Annotated in this window: 20 protein-coding genes; 17 read left to right on the plus strand and 3 right to left on the minus strand. The window is 58.0% G+C overall.

Features of this window, described 5'->3' with window-relative positions; translation table 11 throughout:
• Positions 1–67 precede the first annotated feature (67 nt).
• The 13 genes from cysG (at position 68) to rpoS (ending at position 11,157) form a co-directional block, all read left to right on the plus strand.
• The gene (cysG, locus tag AB8846_RS07325; RefSeq protein ID WP_370732406.1) at positions 68–1,426 is read left to right on the plus strand and encodes a siroheme synthase CysG; all 1,359 of its coding nucleotides are present in this window, start codon (positions 68–70) and stop codon (positions 1,424–1,426) included.
• 9 nt (positions 1,427–1,435) lie between these two features.
• Positions 1,436–2,344: a sulfate adenylyltransferase subunit CysD gene (gene cysD / locus AB8846_RS07330; protein WP_370732407.1), complete on the plus strand. Its 909-nt coding sequence runs from the start codon at positions 1,436–1,438 to the stop codon at positions 2,342–2,344.
• Positions 2,345–2,353: 9 nt separating this feature from the next.
• Positions 2,354–3,778: a sulfate adenylyltransferase subunit CysN gene (gene cysN, locus AB8846_RS07335; protein ID WP_370732408.1), complete on the plus strand. Its 1,425-nt coding sequence runs from the start codon at positions 2,354–2,356 to the stop codon at positions 3,776–3,778.
• Positions 3,778–4,383: an adenylyl-sulfate kinase gene (gene cysC / locus AB8846_RS07340; RefSeq protein WP_370732409.1), complete on the plus strand. Its 606-nt coding sequence runs from the start codon at positions 3,778–3,780 to the stop codon at positions 4,381–4,383. Before cysN ends, cysC begins: the two co-directional genes overlap by 1 nt.
• A 58-nt stretch (positions 4,384–4,441) precedes the next feature.
• Positions 4,442–4,768 carry a DUF3561 family protein gene (locus AB8846_RS07345; protein WP_008499610.1) on the plus strand — a complete coding sequence of 109 codons (327 nt, stop codon included), beginning with the start codon at positions 4,442–4,444 and terminating at the stop codon, positions 4,766–4,768.
• A gap of 166 nt (positions 4,769–4,934) precedes the next feature.
• The gene (gene ftsB, locus AB8846_RS07350) at positions 4,935–5,246 is read left to right on the plus strand and encodes a cell division protein FtsB (protein ID WP_008499609.1); all 312 of its coding nucleotides are present in this window, start codon (positions 4,935–4,937) and stop codon (positions 5,244–5,246) included.
• A 19-nt stretch (positions 5,247–5,265) separates the two neighbouring features.
• On the plus strand, positions 5,266–5,976 hold the full coding sequence (ispD, locus tag AB8846_RS07355) for a 2-C-methyl-D-erythritol 4-phosphate cytidylyltransferase (RefSeq protein ID WP_370732410.1): 711 nt from the start codon (positions 5,266–5,268) through the stop codon (positions 5,974–5,976).
• Positions 5,976–6,455 (plus strand): 2-C-methyl-D-erythritol 2,4-cyclodiphosphate synthase, encoded by a 480-nt coding sequence (ispF, locus tag AB8846_RS07360; protein WP_063144734.1) that lies wholly within the window; start codon positions 5,976–5,978, stop codon positions 6,453–6,455. Before ispD ends, ispF begins: the two co-directional genes overlap by 1 nt.
• Positions 6,452–7,501, plus strand: a complete 1,050-nt coding sequence (truD, locus tag AB8846_RS07365; RefSeq protein WP_370732411.1) for a tRNA pseudouridine(13) synthase TruD — start codon at positions 6,452–6,454, stop codon at positions 7,499–7,501. Before ispF ends, truD begins: the two co-directional genes overlap by 4 nt.
• Positions 7,482–8,243 (plus strand): 5'/3'-nucleotidase SurE, encoded by a 762-nt coding sequence (gene surE, locus AB8846_RS07370; protein ID WP_063144736.1) that lies wholly within the window; start codon positions 7,482–7,484, stop codon positions 8,241–8,243. The genes truD and surE overlap by 20 nt, the downstream gene beginning before the upstream one ends.
• Entirely contained in the window at positions 8,237–8,863 is a 627-nt protein-coding gene (locus AB8846_RS07375) for a protein-L-isoaspartate(D-aspartate) O-methyltransferase (RefSeq protein ID WP_063144737.1), read from the plus strand. Before surE ends, AB8846_RS07375 begins: the two co-directional genes overlap by 7 nt.
• Positions 8,864–8,979: 116 nt before the next feature.
• The gene (gene nlpD, locus AB8846_RS07380) at positions 8,980–10,104 is read left to right on the plus strand and encodes a murein hydrolase activator NlpD (RefSeq protein WP_029741538.1); all 1,125 of its coding nucleotides are present in this window, start codon (positions 8,980–8,982) and stop codon (positions 10,102–10,104) included.
• A 60-nt stretch (positions 10,105–10,164) separates the two neighbouring features.
• Positions 10,165–11,157, plus strand: coding sequence for an RNA polymerase sigma factor RpoS (gene rpoS, locus AB8846_RS07385; protein WP_008499600.1), 993 nt, complete (start codon positions 10,165–10,167; stop codon positions 11,155–11,157).
• Positions 11,158–11,209: 52 nt separating this feature from the next.
• On the opposite strand, the gene AB8846_RS07390 is transcribed toward rpoS, so the two are convergent.
• Positions 11,210–11,587 carry a DUF4440 domain-containing protein gene (locus AB8846_RS07390; protein ID WP_370732412.1) on the minus strand — a complete coding sequence of 126 codons (378 nt, stop codon included), beginning with the start codon at positions 11,585–11,587 and terminating at the stop codon, positions 11,210–11,212.
• The gene (locus AB8846_RS07395) at positions 11,584–12,786 is read right to left on the minus strand and encodes an MFS transporter (RefSeq protein WP_370732413.1); all 1,203 of its coding nucleotides are present in this window, start codon (positions 12,784–12,786) and stop codon (positions 11,584–11,586) included. Before AB8846_RS07395 ends, AB8846_RS07390 begins: the two co-directional genes overlap by 4 nt.
• Positions 12,787–12,894: 108 nt before the next feature.
• On the opposite strand from AB8846_RS07395, the gene AB8846_RS07400 reads away from it, so the two are divergent.
• Positions 12,895–13,782: a LysR family transcriptional regulator gene (locus AB8846_RS07400; protein WP_370732494.1), complete on the plus strand. Its 888-nt coding sequence runs from the start codon at positions 12,895–12,897 to the stop codon at positions 13,780–13,782.
• On the opposite strand, the gene AB8846_RS07405 is transcribed toward AB8846_RS07400, so the two are convergent.
• Positions 13,779–14,186: a MarR family winged helix-turn-helix transcriptional regulator gene (locus AB8846_RS07405; protein WP_023308984.1), complete on the minus strand. Its 408-nt coding sequence runs from the start codon at positions 14,184–14,186 to the stop codon at positions 13,779–13,781. The two genes, AB8846_RS07400 and AB8846_RS07405, sit on opposite strands and share 4 nt — an antisense overlap.
• A 171-nt stretch (positions 14,187–14,357) precedes the next feature.
• Here AB8846_RS07405 and AB8846_RS07410 point away from each other — a divergent pair, with 171 nt between their 5' ends.
• Genes AB8846_RS07410 through AB8846_RS07420 form a run of 3 tightly spaced genes read left to right on the plus strand, consistent with a single transcriptional unit; the run spans position 14,358 to position 16,609 of the window.
• On the plus strand, positions 14,358–14,960 hold the full coding sequence (locus tag AB8846_RS07410) for a non-oxidative hydroxyarylic acid decarboxylases subunit B (RefSeq protein WP_063144741.1): 603 nt from the start codon (positions 14,358–14,360) through the stop codon (positions 14,958–14,960).
• Positions 14,950–16,377: a non-oxidative hydroxyarylic acid decarboxylases subunit C gene (locus tag AB8846_RS07415; RefSeq protein WP_023308982.1), complete on the plus strand. Its 1,428-nt coding sequence runs from the start codon at positions 14,950–14,952 to the stop codon at positions 16,375–16,377. Before AB8846_RS07410 ends, AB8846_RS07415 begins: the two co-directional genes overlap by 11 nt.
• A 10-nt stretch (positions 16,378–16,387) precedes the next feature.
• Complete coding sequence (locus AB8846_RS07420; RefSeq protein WP_003862116.1) at positions 16,388–16,609, plus strand: non-oxidative hydroxyarylic acid decarboxylases subunit D; 222 nt, start codon at positions 16,388–16,390, stop codon at positions 16,607–16,609.
• The last annotated feature ends 78 nt before the right edge of the window (positions 16,610–16,687 follow it).

Genomic DNA, 16,687 nt, shown 5'->3' on the forward strand with positions numbered 1-16,687 from the left:
TAATTTCATTCGGTCTAAGCCGCCCCCTATAGTCCCTTTATTCCTCGTTGTTAGTGAGTTGTTGCTTGTGGACTATCTGCCCTTATTTGCCGCGATAAAAGAGAAGCCGGTGCTGGTTGTAGGCACGGGTGAAATTGCCGATCGCAAAATCGCGTTTCTGCAGCGCGCAGGGGCGCAGGTGCGGGTAGTAGCAGAAGCGGATTTTGACGAATCTCAAATCGACAGCGTAGTGCTGGTGATTGCGGCGACCGAAGATCGCGACCTGAACCGGCGGATTTCGGACGCCGCTCAGGCCCGTTACCGCCTGGTGAACGTGGTGGACGACCAGCCATTATGCTCGTTTATCTTCCCGTCGATCGTTGACCGTTCGCCGCTGCTGGTGGCGATCTCCTCCGGCGGCACCGCGCCCGTGCTGGCGCGCGTGCTGCGTGAAAAAATCGAAGCGCTGCTGCCGACCAGCCTCGGGCGCATGGCGGAAAAAGCCAGCTTCTGGCGTAACCACCTGAAAACGCGCCTGACCAGCGTGACGGAACGCCGTCGCTTCTGGGAACGCGTATTTCGCGGCCGCTTTGCCAGCCTGATGCATGCCGGTAATGAGACGGCGGCGCAGAAAATCCTCGAGGACGAGCTGGATAACCCCGGCAGCACGGGCGGGGAGATCATTCTGGTGGGGGCAGGGCCGGGCGATGCCGGGCTTCTGACGCTGCGTGGCCTGCAGGTGCTGCAGGACGCGGACGTGGTGTTTTACGACCATCTGGTCACCGACGGCGTGCGCGAGCTGATCCGTCGCGACGCGGAGCAAATCTGCGTCGGCAAACGGGCTGGCGAGCACTCGGTGCCGCAGCACGAGACCAACCAGATGCTGGTTGACGCCGCCAAAGCGGGTAAAACCGTGGTGCGCCTGAAAGGGGGCGATCCGTTTATCTTCGGTCGCGGCGGCGAAGAGCTGCAGGCGGCAGCCGAAGCGGGCGTACCGTTCCAGGTGGTGCCCGGCATTACGGCGGCCTCTGCGGTAACGGCCTACGCCGGTATCCCGCTCACCCACCGCGATTACGCCCAGAGCGTGACCTTTGTGACCGGCCACTACAAGGCCGACAGCACGCCGTTCGACTGGTCGCATCTCGCCCAGAGCCGCCAGACGCTGGCGATTTACATGGGCACGATGAAGGCGGCGGATATCAGCGAACAGCTTATTCAGCACGGTCGCGAGGCGACGACGCCCGTTGCCGTCATTTCTCGCGGCACGCGCGTCGATCAGCACGTTGCGACGGGCACGCTGGAACATCTTGCAACCCTGGCGAAAGACGCCCCGATGCCCGCCCTGATCGTGGTGGGAGAAGTGGTGCAGCTGCACAGCACGCTCGCCTGGTTCCAACACACAACCGATACAGAAGGCTTTGGTTCTTCTGTTGTAAATTTGGCTTAAGGAACGGTTATGGACCAAAAACGTCTTACACACCTGCGGCAGCTCGAAGCGGAGAGTATCCATATCATCCGCGAAGTGGCCGCCGAGTTTTCTAACCCGGTGATGATGTACTCCATCGGTAAAGATTCCAGCGTCATGCTGCATCTGGCGCGTAAAGCGTTTTATCCGGGCACGCTGCCGTTCCCGCTGCTGCACGTGGATACCGGCTGGAAATTCCGCGAAATGTACGAGTTCCGCGACCGTACCGCGAAAGCCTACGGCTGCGAGCTGCTGGTGCATAAAAATCCGGAAGGGGTGGCGATGGGCATTAACCCGTTCATGCACGGTAGCGCCAAGCACACCGATATCATGAAAACCGAAGGGCTGAAGCAGGCGCTGAATAAATACGGTTTTGACGCGGCCTTCGGCGGCGCGCGCCGTGACGAAGAGAAATCCCGTGCCAAAGAGCGTATCTACTCCTTCCGCGACCGCTTCCACCGCTGGGACCCGAAAAACCAGCGCCCGGAGCTGTGGCACAACTACAACGGTCAGATCAACAAAGGCGAAAGCATTCGCGTCTTCCCGCTCTCCAACTGGACCGAGCTGGATATCTGGCAGTACATCTACCTGGAAAACATCGAAATCGTTCCGCTGTATCTGGCCGCCGAGCGCCCGGTGCTGGAGCGCGACGGCATGCTGATGATGATCGACGACGATCGCATCGACCTGCAGCCGGGTGAGGTAATCAAAAAACAGATGGTGCGTTTCCGTACCCTCGGCTGCTGGCCGCTGACCGGCGCGGTGGAATCCAGCGCGCAGACGCTGCCGGAGATCATCGAAGAGATGCTGGTGTCCACCACCAGCGAGCGACAGGGACGCGTGATTGACCGCGACCAGGCAGGCTCCATGGAGCTGAAGAAACGTCAGGGTTATTTCTAAGGAGCCGCCATGAATACCACTATTGCTCAACAAATTGCCAACGAAGGCGGCGTGGAAGCGTATCTGCACGCGCAACAACACAAAAGCCTGCTGCGTTTTCTGACCTGCGGCAGCGTGGATGACGGGAAAAGTACCCTGATTGGCCGCCTGCTGCACGATACGCGCCAGATTTATGAAGATCAGCTCTCTTCCCTGCATAACGACAGCAAGCGCCACGGCACCCAGGGCGAAAAACTCGACCTGGCCCTGCTGGTGGACGGCCTGCAGGCGGAGCGCGAGCAGGGCATCACCATCGACGTGGCCTACCGCTACTTCTCTACCGAGAAGCGCAAATTCATTATTGCCGACACCCCGGGGCACGAGCAGTACACCCGTAACATGGCGACCGGCGCCTCCACCTGCGACCTGGCGATCCTGCTGATGGACGCGCGTAAAGGCGTGCTGGATCAGACCCGTCGTCACAGCTTTATCTCGACGCTGCTGGGGATCAAACACCTGGTGGTGGCGGTCAACAAGATGGATCTGGTGAACTTCAGCGAAGAGAAGTTTGAGGAGATCCGCCAGAGCTATCTGACCTTTGCCGAGCAACTGCCGGGCAACCTGGATATTCGCTTTGTACCGCTCTCGGCGCTGGAAGGGGATAACGTCGCCTCCCAGAGCGCGAACATGCCGTGGTACAGCGGTCCTACGCTGCTGGAGGTGCTGGAAACCGTTGAAATTCAGCGCGTGGTCGATACCCAGCCGATGCGCTTCCCGGTGCAGTACGTGAACCGTCCAAACCTCGATTTCCGCGGTTTCTCCGGCACCCTCGCGTCAGGCTCCGTGAAGGTAGGTCAGCGCGTCAAGGTGCTGCCATCCGGCGTGGAATCGACTATCGCCCGCATCGTCACCTTCGACGGTGACCTGCAGGACGCGGGCGCCGGCGAAGCCGTAACGCTGGTGCTGAAAGACGAAATTGATATCAGCCGGGGCGACCTGCTGGTCGACGCGCAGGAAACGCTGGCGGCAGTGCAGGGTGCCTCCGTCGATGTTGTGTGGATGGCGGAGCAACCCCTGACCGCTGGCCAGAGCTATGACATCAAAATTGCCGGCAAGAAAACCCGCGCCAGCGTGGACGGTATTCAGTATCAGGTGGATATCAATAACCTCACCCAGCGTGACGTCACCGAGCTGCCGCTGAACGGCATCGGTCTGGTCGATCTGACCTTCGACGAGCCGCTGGTGCTGGATCCGTATCAGCAGAACCCGGTCACGGGCGGGCTGATCTTTATCGACAGGCTGACCAACGTTACCGTCGGGGCCGGTATGGTACGCGAACCGATTAAACAGGCTGCCGCGACGTCTGAATTCAGCGCCTTCGAGCTGGAACTGAACGCGCTGGTGCGCAAACACTTCCCGCACTGGGGCGCACGCGATCTGCTGGGAGGCAAGTAATGGCCGCCCATGATGAGAACGTCGTCTGGCATCCTCATCCGGTGACCGTCGCCCAGCGCGAACGGCTCCACGGTCACCGTGGAGTTGTGCTGTGGTTTACCGGGCTGTCCGGCTCGGGGAAATCAACGGTGGCGGGCGCGCTGGAAGAGGCGTTGCATCAGCAGGGCGTAAGCACGTACCTGCTGGATGGCGACAACGTGCGTCACGGCCTGTGCAGCGATTTAGGGTTTAGCGACGATGACCGCAAAGAGAACATCCGCCGGGTGGGCGAAGTCGCCAGCCTGATGGCTGACGCCGGGCTGGTGGTGCTGACCGCGTTTATCTCTCCGCACCGCGCTGAGCGCCAGATGGTGCGCGAACGCGTGGGCCAGGACCGCTTTATCGAGGTATTTGTCGATACGCCGCTGGAGATTTGCGAAGCGCGCGACCCGAAAGGGCTGTACAAGAAAGCGCGTGCCGGAGAACTGCGCAACTTCACAGGAATTGACGCGGTATACGAAGCGCCTGAATCGCCTGATATTCACCTGGAAGGTCAACAATTGGTAACAAATTTAGTAAGCCAATTATTAGACCTGCTCCGACGGGACGATATTATCAGATCCTGAGACGGTATCGTTCGGGAGCTGTCTTCCCGAACGATGAGTCACGGTCACAGGATTAGCTATGCGCAACAGTGAACATTACATCACCACCACCGGGTCGGAGCCGCTCGCGACCGACGACGAAACGACCTGGTCATTTCCTGGGGCCATCATTGGCTTCGTCTCATGGCTGCTGGCGCTTGGCATTCCGTTTCTCATCTACGGCGGCAACACGCTGTTCTTCTTTCTCTACACCTGGCCTTTCTTTCTGGCGTTAATGCCCGTGGCGGTTGTCGTCGGCATTGCGCTGCACTCTCTGCTCAACGGTAAGCTCCTCTACAGCACCGTGGTCACGATTGTGACGGTGGTTCTGATGTTTGGTCTGTTATTTTTGTGGCTCATGGGCTAACTTCAGCCATAATTCAAACCGTAACCAACTGTGTAACGATATTGTGCAGGACGATTCTGCGGAAAAAATGTGGTACATTTGCCCGCGATGTTGCGGCATCTCTGTTACCCCGGCGTAGTGCTCTGGGGAAGTCTTGGGATGATGATGCCGTTTTTCAGGGGGCAGGATGGGTAAACTAACGCTGCTGTTGCTGGCTTTGCTAATCTGGCTGCAATATTCGCTGTGGTTCGGTAAGAACGGACTGCACGACTATAGCCGGGTGAGCGATGACGTCGCGGCTCAGCAGGCAACAAACGCCAAACTTAAGGCGCGAAACGATCAACTCTTTGCTGAAATTGATGACCTCAATGGCGGGCAAGAGGCGATTGAGGAACGCGCACGCAATGAACTCAGTATGACTAAGCCGGGCGAAACCTTTTATCGTCTGGTTCCGGATGCGTCTAAACGCAATCAGGGCTCAGCACAAAACAATCGATAATCAGGCCCAGGATTACGACATGGCAGTAACTTTTTCGGACGTATGCGCCGTGGTGCCGGCCGCAGGTTTTGGCCGGCGCATGCAGACAGAATGTCCCAAGCAGTACCTCTCTATTGGCGATAAAACGATCCTCGAGCACGCTGTGGCAGCGCTGCTGGCGCACCCGCGTGTGACGCGTGCGATCATCGCTATCAGCCCTGGCGATGCGCGCTTCGCGCAGCTGCCGCTGGCAAATCATCCACAGATTACCGTCGTTGACGGTGGTGCCGAGCGCGCCGATTCCGTGCTGGCGGGCATTCAGGCCGCCGGAAACGCGCAGTGGGTGCTGGTGCATGACGCGGCGCGTCCGTGTCTGCACCAGGACGACCTTGCGCGCCTGCTGGCCCTGAGCGAAACAAGCAAGGTTGGCGGGATTCTGGCCGCGCCGGTGCGCGACACCATGAAGCGCGCCGAGCCGGGCAAACAGGCTATCGCCCACACCGTCGATCGCGTCGATTTATGGCACGCGCTGACGCCACAATTTTTCCCCCGCGAATTACTCCACGACTGCTTAACGCGTGCGCTTAAAGAAGGTGCGACCATCACGGACGAAGCCTCTGCGCTGGAATATTGCGGTTTCCACCCTGAGCTTGTTGAAGGACGCGCTAATAATATTAAAGTGACGCGTCCGGAAGATTTACAGCTCGCGGAATTTTATCTTACCCGTTCGACCCATCAGGAGAAGGCATAATGCGAATTGGACACGGTTTTGATGTACACGCCTTTGGCGGAGAAGGCCCAATTATCATTGGCGGCGTGCGCGTTCCTTATGAAAAAGGACTGCTGGCGCATTCTGATGGCGACGTGGCACTGCATGCGCTGACCGACGCGCTGCTGGGCGCTGCCGCGCTGGGTGATATCGGCAAGCTGTTCCCGGACACCGACCCGGCGTTTAAAGGGGCGGACAGCCGCGAGCTGCTGCGCGAAGCGTGGCGCCGTATTCAGGCGAAAGGCTACACCCTCGGCAACGTTGACGTGACGATTATTGCCCAGGCCCCGAAAATGCTGCCGCACATTCCGCAGATGCGCGTGTTTATTGCAGAAGATCTGGGCTGCCATATGGACGACGTGAACGTCAAAGCGACGACGACCGAGAAGCTGGGCTTTACCGGGCGTGGCGAAGGGATTGCCTGTGAAGCCGTGGCGCTGCTGGTGAAGGCGAGCAAATGACGGACTTCGACAACCTGACATACCTGCACGGTAAACCGCAGGGGAACGGGGTGCTGAAAGCCAGCCCGGAAGATTTCCTCGTGGTGGAGGATCTGGGCTTTGAGCCGGATGGCGAAGGCGAACATATCCTGGTACGTATTCTGAAAAATGGCTGCAATACCCGCTTTGTGGCCGACGCGCTGGCAAAATTCCTCAAAATTCATGCCCGCGAAGTGAGCTTTGCCGGGCAGAAAGATAAACACGCCGTCACTGAACAGTGGCTCTGCGCGCGAGTTCCCGGCAATACGATGCCTGATTTAAGCAAATTTGAGCTTGAAGGCTGTAAGGTACTGGAGTTCGCCCGCCACAAGCGCAAGCTGCGTCTGGGGGCGTTGAAGGGGAACGACTTTACGCTGGTGCTGCGTGACGTGTCCCACCGCGAAGACGTTGAAAAACGTCTGAACGCTATCAGTGAACGCGGTGTACCGAACTACTTTGGCGCGCAGCGCTTTGGCATTGGCGGCAGCAACCTGCAGGGTGCACTGCGCTGGGCGCAAAGCGATGCACCGGTGCGCGACAGGAATAAACGCAGTTTTTGGTTGTCGGCGGCCCGCAGTGCGTTGTTTAATCAGATTGTGAGCGAAAGGCTGAAAAAACCGGACGCGAATCAAGTTGTTGTTGGCGATGCGCTACAATTAGCGGGACGCGGGAGCTGGTTTGTGGCAACGGCCGAAGAAATGGCCGATGTGCAATCGCGCGTGGACGCAAAAGCGCTGATGATTACCGCCGCGCTGCCCGGTACGAGCGACTGGGGAACCCAGGGCGACGCGCTGGCCGCCGAGCAGTCAGCCGTAGCGGATGCGCCAGAATTGCAATCTTTGCTGGTGCGGGAAAAAGTCGAAGCGGCACGCCGCGCGATGCTGCTTTATCCGCAGCAGTTAAGCTGGAACTGGTGGGATGACGTAACCGTCGAGTTACGCTTCTGGCTACCGGCAGGTAGCTTTGCCACCAGTGTTGTCAGGGAACTTATCAACACCTCGGGTGATTATGCGAATATTGCTGAGTAACGATGACGGGATCCACGCGCCGGGCATTCAGACCCTGGCGAAACACCTCCGCGAATTTGCGGATGTGCAGGTCGTGGCACCCGATCGTAACCGCAGTGGAGCGTCTAACTCTCTGACGCTGGAGTCGTCGCTTCGCACCTTTACCTTTGAAAATGGCGATATTGCCGTGCAGATGGGGACGCCAACCGACTGCGTTTTTCTTGGCGTGAACGCGCTGATGCGTCCGCGTCCGGATATCGTCGTCTCCGGCATTAACGCCGGTCCTAACCTCGGCGATGACGTGATTTACTCCGGTACCGTGGCGGCCGCAATGGAAGGGCGCCATCTGGGGTTCCCGGCGCTGGCGGTCTCGTTAAACGGCAATACGCACTACGACACCGCCGCCGCGGTGACCTGTTCGATCCTGCGGGCGCTCGGCCGCGAGCCGTTGCGTACCGGGCGCATCCTCAATATCAACGTGCCTGATCTTCCTCTCGATGAAATTAAAGGCATTCGCGTCACCCGTTGCGGTAGCCGACATCCTGCCGATCAGGTGATCCCGCAGCAGGATCCTCGCGGCAACACGCTTTACTGGATTGGCCCTCCCGGCGATAAGTGCGATGCGGGTCCGGATACCGACTTTGCCGCGGTAGATGAAGGCTATGTTTCGGTTACCCCGCTGCACGTAGATCTAACCGCGTATAGCGCGCATGATGTGGTGTCGGGCTGGCTGGATCGCGCAGGAGTGAACGCGCAATGGTAAACAAACGTGTACAAACTCTTCTGGAACAACTCCGCTCGCAGGGGATCCGCGACGAGCACGTGCTTGAAGCGCTTGCTCAGGTTCCGCGTGAGAAATTTGTAGACGAGGCGTTTGAACACAAAGCGTGGGAAAACGTGGCGCTTCCCATCGGGCAGGGCCAGACGATTTCGCAGCCTTACATGGTGGCGCGCATGACGGAGCTGCTGGAGCTGACGCCCGACTCCCGCGTGCTGGAGATTGGCACCGGATCGGGATATCAGACCGCGATCCTGGCGCATCTGGTTCATCATGTATGCTCCGTTGAGCGGATTAAAGGTTTACAGTGGCAGGCGCGTCGTCGCCTGAAACAACTTGATTTACATAATGTTTCGACACGGCACGGTGATGGATGGCAGGGTTGGAAGGCGCGCGCGCCGTTTGACGCAATCATCGTGACGGCGGCCCCGCCTGAAATTCCTGCAGCCCTGTTGTCGCAGCTGGATGAGGGGGGCATTCTCGTTCTGCCTGTCGGGGACGAGCAGCAGCTTTTGAAGCGCGTTCGTCGGCGCGGCGGCGAGTTTATTATCGACACCGTGGAAGCCGTGCGCTTTGTGCCTCTGGTAAAGGGGGAGTTGGCCTGAGACTCGGAATTATCCAGGGTTATTAAGGCAAATTCAGCGTATGGTGTGGCGCGAAAGATTCGTGCCATCACGGTAAATTTTAAGTCACTGGTAGTTAACACATTCCTGGGGGATAAATGAGCGCGGGAAGCCCTAAATTCACCATCAGCCGTGTTGCGGCATTATCACTGGTTTCGCTCTGGCTGGCAGGCTGTACAAGCTCTAACAACGCGCCTGCGCCCGTCAGTTCTGTCGGTGGAAACAGCGGCTCGGGTAACACGTCCAGCGGAATGTTGATCACACCTCCGCCTAAAATGGGCACCTCTACGGCGCAACAAAATCCGCCAATCCAGCCGGTTCAGCGTCCAATGACGCAGCCGACGCAGATTCAGCCAGTGGAACAGCCTGTTCAGACCCAAAATGGCCGCATAGTCTATAACCGTCAGTATGGGAACATTCCGAAAGGCAGCTATACCGGTGGCAGCACCTATACCGTGAAACGCGGCGATACGCTGTTCTACATTGCGTGGATCACCGGGAACGATTTCCGTGACCTCGCGCAGCGCAATAACGTCCAGGCCCCGTATGGTCTGGAAGTCGGGCAAACGCTCCAGGTGGGCAACGCGACGGGCACGCCGCTTACGCCTGGCAACACCGTTTCTGCGGCCGATGTGACGGCTCAAAATAACAGCGTTAAGCCTGCACAAAAATCCACCACGGTGGTTGCTTCACAACCTGTAATTACGTATTCTGAGGATTCAGGTGATCAGACTGCTAACAAAATGTTGCCGAATAATAAAGGGACTGCGACTGTTGTCACAGCACCAGTAACGGCACCTGTGGTTAGCTCTACTGAACCGACTGCCAGCAGTATGACCTCCAGTTCGCCAATCTCTGCATGGCGCTGGCCAACTGACGGCAAGGTTATCGAGAACTTCTCTTCCTCCGAAGGGGGAAATAAAGGGATCGATATCGCAGGGAGTAAGGGACAGGCTATCATCGCGACCGCAGACGGACGCGTTGTGTATGCCGGTAACGCTCTGCGCGGTTACGGTAATCTTATTATCATCAAACATAACGATGATTACCTGAGTGCCTACGCCCATAACGACACAATGCTGGTCCGGGAACAACAAGAAGTTAAGGCGGGGCAAAAAATCGCTACCATGGGTAGCACCGGAACCAGTTCTACACGCTTGCATTTTGAAATTCGTTACAAGGGGAAATCCGTAAACCCGCTGCAGTATTTGCCGCAGCGATAATTTGACGGGGCATGCCAGCCAGGGTGTCTCGTTCAGGGATCACGGGTAGGAGCCACCTTTATGAGTCAGAATACGCTGAAAGTTCATGATTTAAATGAAGACGCGGAATTTGATGAGAACGGAGTAGAGGCTTTTGACGAAAAAGCCTTAGTAGAAGAGGAACCCAGTGATAACGATTTGGCTGAAGAAGAGCTGTTATCGCAGGGCGCCACACAGCGTGTACTGGACGCGACTCAGCTTTACCTTGGGGAGATTGGTTACTCCCCACTGCTAACGGCCGAAGAAGAAGTCTATTTCGCACGTCGTGCTTTGCGTGGTGATGTGGCCTCGCGTCGTCGCATGATCGAAAGTAACCTGCGACTGGTCGTGAAAATTGCCCGCCGTTACGGCAATCGTGGTCTGGCTCTGCTGGATCTGATTGAAGAGGGCAACTTAGGTCTCATCCGCGCAGTTGAGAAGTTTGACCCGGAACGCGGGTTCCGTTTCTCAACCTACGCGACCTGGTGGATTCGTCAGACCATCGAACGGGCTATTATGAACCAGACCCGTACGATCCGCCTGCCGATTCACATCGTCAAAGAGTTGAACGTTTATCTGCGCACCGCGCGCGAGTTGTCCCATAAACTGGACCACGAGCCAAGCGCAGAAGAAATTGCCGAACAACTCGACAAACCGGTTGATGACGTAAGCCGTATGCTGCGTCTCAACGAGCGCATTACCTCCGTTGACACCCCGCTGGGTGGCGACTCCGAAAAAGCGCTGCTGGACATCCTGGCCGATGAAAAAGACAACGGTCCGGAAGACACCACGCAGGACGATGACATGAAACAGAGCATCGTCAAATGGCTGTTCGAGCTGAACGCCAAACAGCGTGAAGTGCTGGCACGTCGTTTCGGTTTACTGGGGTATGAAGCTGCGACACTGGAAGACGTCGGCCGTGAAATTGGCCTGACCCGTGAACGTGTTCGTCAGATTCAGGTTGAAGGTCTGCGCCGCCTGCGTGAAATCCTGCAGGGGCAAGGTCTGAATATCGAAGCGCTGTTCCGCGAATAAGCAACCTTTCGTCAAAAAAGGCCCGTCGTGAGACGGGCCTTTTTCTTTTGGGCTACGGCTGCGCCGTTTCGTGCAGCAGGCGCCACACTATCCGATCGCCTTCCTGATTGAGCACCGCGGTTGACCAGCGCACGTTGACGGGCAGGTCGGGCCGGGTTTGCGTCTCCCGGTAGTGCAGCACCGCGCCACGATCCCAGCGCTCGATCGTGGATAATTCGTCAATGACGATCTTCAGTCCGGGACGGCTTCCGCGCTGTTTTTCCAGAAAACTGACCAGACCGACATAGTCGATATGAACGCCGCCCGGCGGGATCATCAGGAAATCTGGATGGAAGCGGGCGAGCAGGGCGTCGGAATCACCTTCACCTTTGCCTAACCAGTCTTCAAGCGCAATGTGGAGGTCGATAATATCGTGTTCGAAAGGCGTCATGAATTCTCCTGTCGCAGCTGGGTGAGCACCTGCGTATTGTTAAGACGAAAAACGTACAGTGCAGGCAGCAAAGTCATGCCTGCGGCAAAAATAAACATCCCGTGCCACGCGGCGAGCGGCGGCAGCCAGGCCTGCGCCAGGTTTAGCGCCTGCGCCAGCAGCAGGGCACCGGCAAAAAAACTCAGCTGACGATTGAGATTCCACAGCGCGCTGGCATCCGGCATCTCTTCCCGGCGCGTCGTCAGAAAAGCGCTGCTCTGAGCCGTACTGCTGCACAGGCTTCCCCCCGCGCCCATCAGGGTAAACGCAACGGCAGGCAGCAGCGTAGCCGAACTGACGTTAATCAAAAGCAGAATACCCGTCGCCTGCAGCAGGCAGCCGACGACAATCAGCGGTCGGGGGCCAATACGGTTAAAATAGCGTCCCGTTGCCGTGATGGCGATAAACGATGCCGCGGACCACGGCAGCATGAGCATCCCCGTTGCGGCGGGGCTCATGTTCGCCACGTGCTGAAGATAAAACATGCCCGTGACGTTCACCCCAATAAATACGCCAGGCACGCATAAATAAACAAGCATGGAAAAACGTAAAAGCGGGTCCGCGAGCAATGACAGGTTTAACAGTCTGGCCGCGTTCATCGCGGGCATTTCGTGTTTAAGCCACAGGCAGGCCAAAACAAAGGTCACGATAGCGACCGGTAGCGTAGCGAAAAATATCCATCGCCAGCTTAGCGTCTGCACCAGCAGGCCTCCGATAGCCGGGGAGCAGGCCGGGGCAAGCAGCGCGACCAGCATCACCGCCGAGGAGAGTCTGGCACGCTCGTGAGGCTTAAACTGTTGCCAGGTCAGCGCCTGTCCGACGGGGATCAATAATCCTCCTCCCACGCCCTGGAGCACTCGCCAGGCGATCAGACTTTCAAGCGTTGCAGACAAGCCCGCCGCTGCGGAGGCTGCGCTGAACAGAAAAAGCGAGAGCAGGATGACGCGCTTTGGCCCGATGCGGCGCGTGAGCACGCTGCTGAACGGGATCACCAGCGTCAGGCCGGCAATGTACCCGTTACTGACCCAGGCAAGGGCTGAAGGCGTGGTGTTAAAGGCGTGAGCCATTGCCGGGAACGCGACGCTGGCAATAAACATGTTGATCAAATCAAGAAAAAAGCCCAGCAGATAAACAACGGCGACTTTGCTGCGATACGTCATGGTGGATCCTCCGGTGAGGTGGCGTATCGTATCGACCCGGGAAGCACGGATAAACCTGACAAAGCGCGATATACTGTCAAAAATATTTTGACAGTAAAAGGCGTGATGATGATTAACCTGCAGCGAACGCAGATGTTTGTCGCGGTGGCCGATACCGGCAGTTTCACTGCTGCAGCCGAGGCAATGGGGCTGACAAAAGCGGTGGTTAGCTTCAATATTCGCCAGCTTGAGGATGAGCTGGGCGTTACGCTGCTGCTGCGCTCCACCCGCCGCCTGACGTTAACCGAGGCGGGCGCGCTTTTTCATCAACGCAGCGTGGCGCTTCTGAAGGATGCGGAACGGCTGCAGGATGATGTCCGCGCGAATCATGCGGGACTCACGGGGGAGCTGCGGATCACGACGACGCCCGAATATGGCTCACAGGTAGTGGTGCCGCTGCTGGCCAGGTTTAGCCAGCAGCATCCGGATCTTCGCGTGCGACATGTTTCGTCGTCCCTGCACGCCGACCTTATCTCGGAGCGCTTTGACGTGGCCATCCGGCTGGGAACGCTTGCCGATTCGCGCAACCACGCCGCGCTGATTTCGCACTTCTCTATTCTTCCCGTCGCGACGCCCGGGTGGCTCGTTAACCATCCGATCGAAACGCTTGCGCAGCTGGCCCACGCGGACTGGATTATTCACGAGCGTCTGGCCTCGCCGCTGCGCTGGCAGGTGAGAGATGCCAGCGGTGCGCCTGAAACGCTGGAGATAAAAAAAGCGCCGCGCCTGTTTGCCGACAGCGCTCAGGCTCTGATGGCTTTTGCGCTCGCAGGCGGTGGCGTGGCGTTACTGCCGGAATGGCTGGCGCGCGATGCGCTTGATGCGGGAAGACTGGTTCCGGTTTTACCGGAATATACCTTTGCGCAGCAGGGCATCTATGCGGTTTATCCTGATGCCCGGCATGTGTCAGCGAAAGTGCGCACCTTTATCGATTTTATGCGCACCAGCGTGAATTAATCGTGCATCATCTTTTTGATGAGCGCAGAGAACTGCTCCCGCTCGGCCTTGTTAAGACGTCCTAAAAACGCCTCATCCACCTCGTTGCCAACCGGTTTACAGCCTGCAAGCAGGGCTTCGCCTTCTGGCGTCAGGAAGACAAACCGGCGGCGCTTATCGGCAGGATCGTGCTCGCGTTTGACCAGCCCGCGCGCCTCCATTCGGCTGAGCATCTCTGCCAGGGTCGCTTTTGTGCTGACCGCCACTTCGGTCAATGCCACCTGTTCAATACCCGGATGTTCGGCAATGGAGCGCATCACCGCGTACTGTGGCTTGGTCAGTTCCGGTAAGGCATGTTGCCACTGCGCGGTATGCTGTTGAAAAAGCTGACGTAACAGGTGGAACGCCTCTTGTCTTAGTTCCATGAACACTCCGACGGAAAAAATCTCCCTCTATGATAGCCGCTATTGCTCTCAATTTTAACGCGGCATTTTTTAGCCATTCGTGTGATCGTATGCGAACAATCTTGTCAGAAAACCGATCCTGGAGTAGCTTATTCATAATGTTCGTGTACGAACAAATATTTGAGGTGATGAATGAGATTGATCGTGGGAATGACGGGAGCAACGGGTGCTCCGCTGGGCGTGGCGCTGCTTCAGGCGCTGCGGGAAATGCCGGAGGTGGAGACCCACCTGGTGATGTCGAAGTGGGCAAAGACCACCATCGAGCTGGAAACGCCTTACACCGCGCAGGACGTTGCTGCTTTGGCTGACGTTGTCCACAGTCCGGCTGACCAGGCCGCCACCATCTCCTCCGGCTCGTTTCGCACCGAAGGCATGATCGTCATTCCCTGCAGCATGAAAACGCTGGCGGGTATCCGCGCCGGTTACGCCGAGGGGCTGGTGGGCCGTGCGGCAGACGTGGTGCTGAAAGAAGGGCGCAAGCTGGTGCTGGTTCCCCGTGAAACGCCGCTCAGCACCATTCATCTTGAGAACATGCTTGCCCTTTCCCGCATGGGCGTGGCGATGGTGCCGCCCATGCCTGCTTATTACAACCACCCGCAAACCGCCGATGACATTACCCAGCATATTGTGACCCGCGTGCTCGACCAGTTCGGTCTGGAGCATAAAAAGGCGCGCCGCTGGAACGGGCTGCGCGAGGCGAAACATTTTTCACAGGAGAATAAAGATGGCATTTGATGATTTGAGAAGCTTCCTGCAGGCGCTCGATGAGCAAGGGCAACTGCTGAAAATTGAGGAAGAGGTAAACGCCGAGCCCGATCTGGCGGCGGCAGCCAACGCGACCGGCCGCATTGGCGACGGCGCGCCCGCGCTGTGGTTTGACAATATTCGTGGCTTTACCGATGCCCGCGTGGTGATGAACACCATCGGCTCCTGGCAGAACCACGCCATTTCTATGGGGCTGCCTGCGAACACCCCGGTAAAAAAACAGATCGACGAGTTTATCCGCCGCTGGGATAAATTCCCCGTCACGCCGGAGCGCCGCGCCAACCCGGCCTGGGCGCAGAATACGGTGGACGGTGAAGACATTAACCTGTTCGACATCCTGCCGCTGTTTCGCCTGAACGACGGTGACGGCGGTTTTTATCTCGATAAAGCGTGCGTTGTCTCGCGCGATCCGCTCGACCCGGACCACTTCGGCAAGCAGAACGTCGGGATCTACCGCATGGAAGTGAAGGGCAAGCGCAAGCTCGGCCTCCAGCCGGTACCGATGCACGATATCGCCCTGCATCTGCATAAAGCGGAAGAGCGCGGTGAAGACCTGCCGATTGCGATTACGCTGGGCAACGACCCGATCATCACCCTGATGGGCGCCACGCCGCTGAAATACGATCAGTCCGAGTATGAAATGGCCGGTGCGCTGCGTGAAAGCCCGTACCCGATTGCCACCGCGCCGCTGACCGGCTTCGATGTGCCGTGGGGTTCTGAAGTGATCCTTGAAGGGGTGATTGAGGGCCGCAAGCGTGAAATCGAAGGGCCGTTCGGCGAGTTTACCGGACACTATTCCGGTGGCCGCAACATGACGGTGGTCCGTATCGACAAAGTCTCTTACCGCACCAAGCCGATTTTCGAATCCCTCTACCTCGGCATGCCGTGGACCGAGATTGACTATCTGATGGGACCGGCCACCTGCGTGCCGCTCTACCAGCAGCTGAAAGCGGAATTCCCGGAAGTGCAGGCGGTGAACGCGATGTACACCCACGGTCTGCTGGCGATTATCTCCACCAAAAAACGCTACGGCGGTTTTGCCCGCGCGGTCGGTTTACGCGCCATGACCACGCCGCACGGTTTGGGCTACGTGAAGATGGTGATTATGGTGGATGAGGATGTCGATCCGTTCAACCTCCCGCAGGTGATGTGGGCGCTGTCGTCGAAAGTGAACCCGGCAGGCGATCTGGTGCAGCTGCCGAACATGTCGGTCCTTGAACTCGATCCTGGCTCCAGCCCGGCGGGCATTACCGACAAGCTGATTATTGATGCCACCACGCCTGTCGCGCCGGACACCCGGGGCCACTACAGCCAGCCGGTACAGGATCTGCCTGAAACCAAAGCCTGGGCCGAAAAACTGACCGCGATGCTGGCAGCACGCCAATAAGGAGGAAAAGATGATTTGTCCACGTTGTGCCGATGAGCATATTGAAGTAATGGCGACGTCGCCGGTGAAAGGCGTATGGACCGTTTACCAGTGCCAGCATTGTTTGTATACCTGGCGCGATACCGAACCGCTGCGTCGTACCAGCCGCGAGCATTACCCGGAGGCGTTCCGCATGACGCAGAAGGATATTGACGAGGCGCCGCAGGTGCCGACGATCCCGCCGCTGTTGTAAAAAAAAGCCCGGTGGCGCTGCGCTTACCGGGCCTACGGTTTTGTAGGTCGGGTAAGGCGAAGCCGCCACCCGACAAAA

This window comes from Enterobacter sp. KB-221C9 (assembly GCF_041320715.1).
GTDB classification, from domain to species: Bacteria; Pseudomonadota; Gammaproteobacteria; order Enterobacterales; family Enterobacteriaceae; genus Enterobacter; species Enterobacter asburiae_D.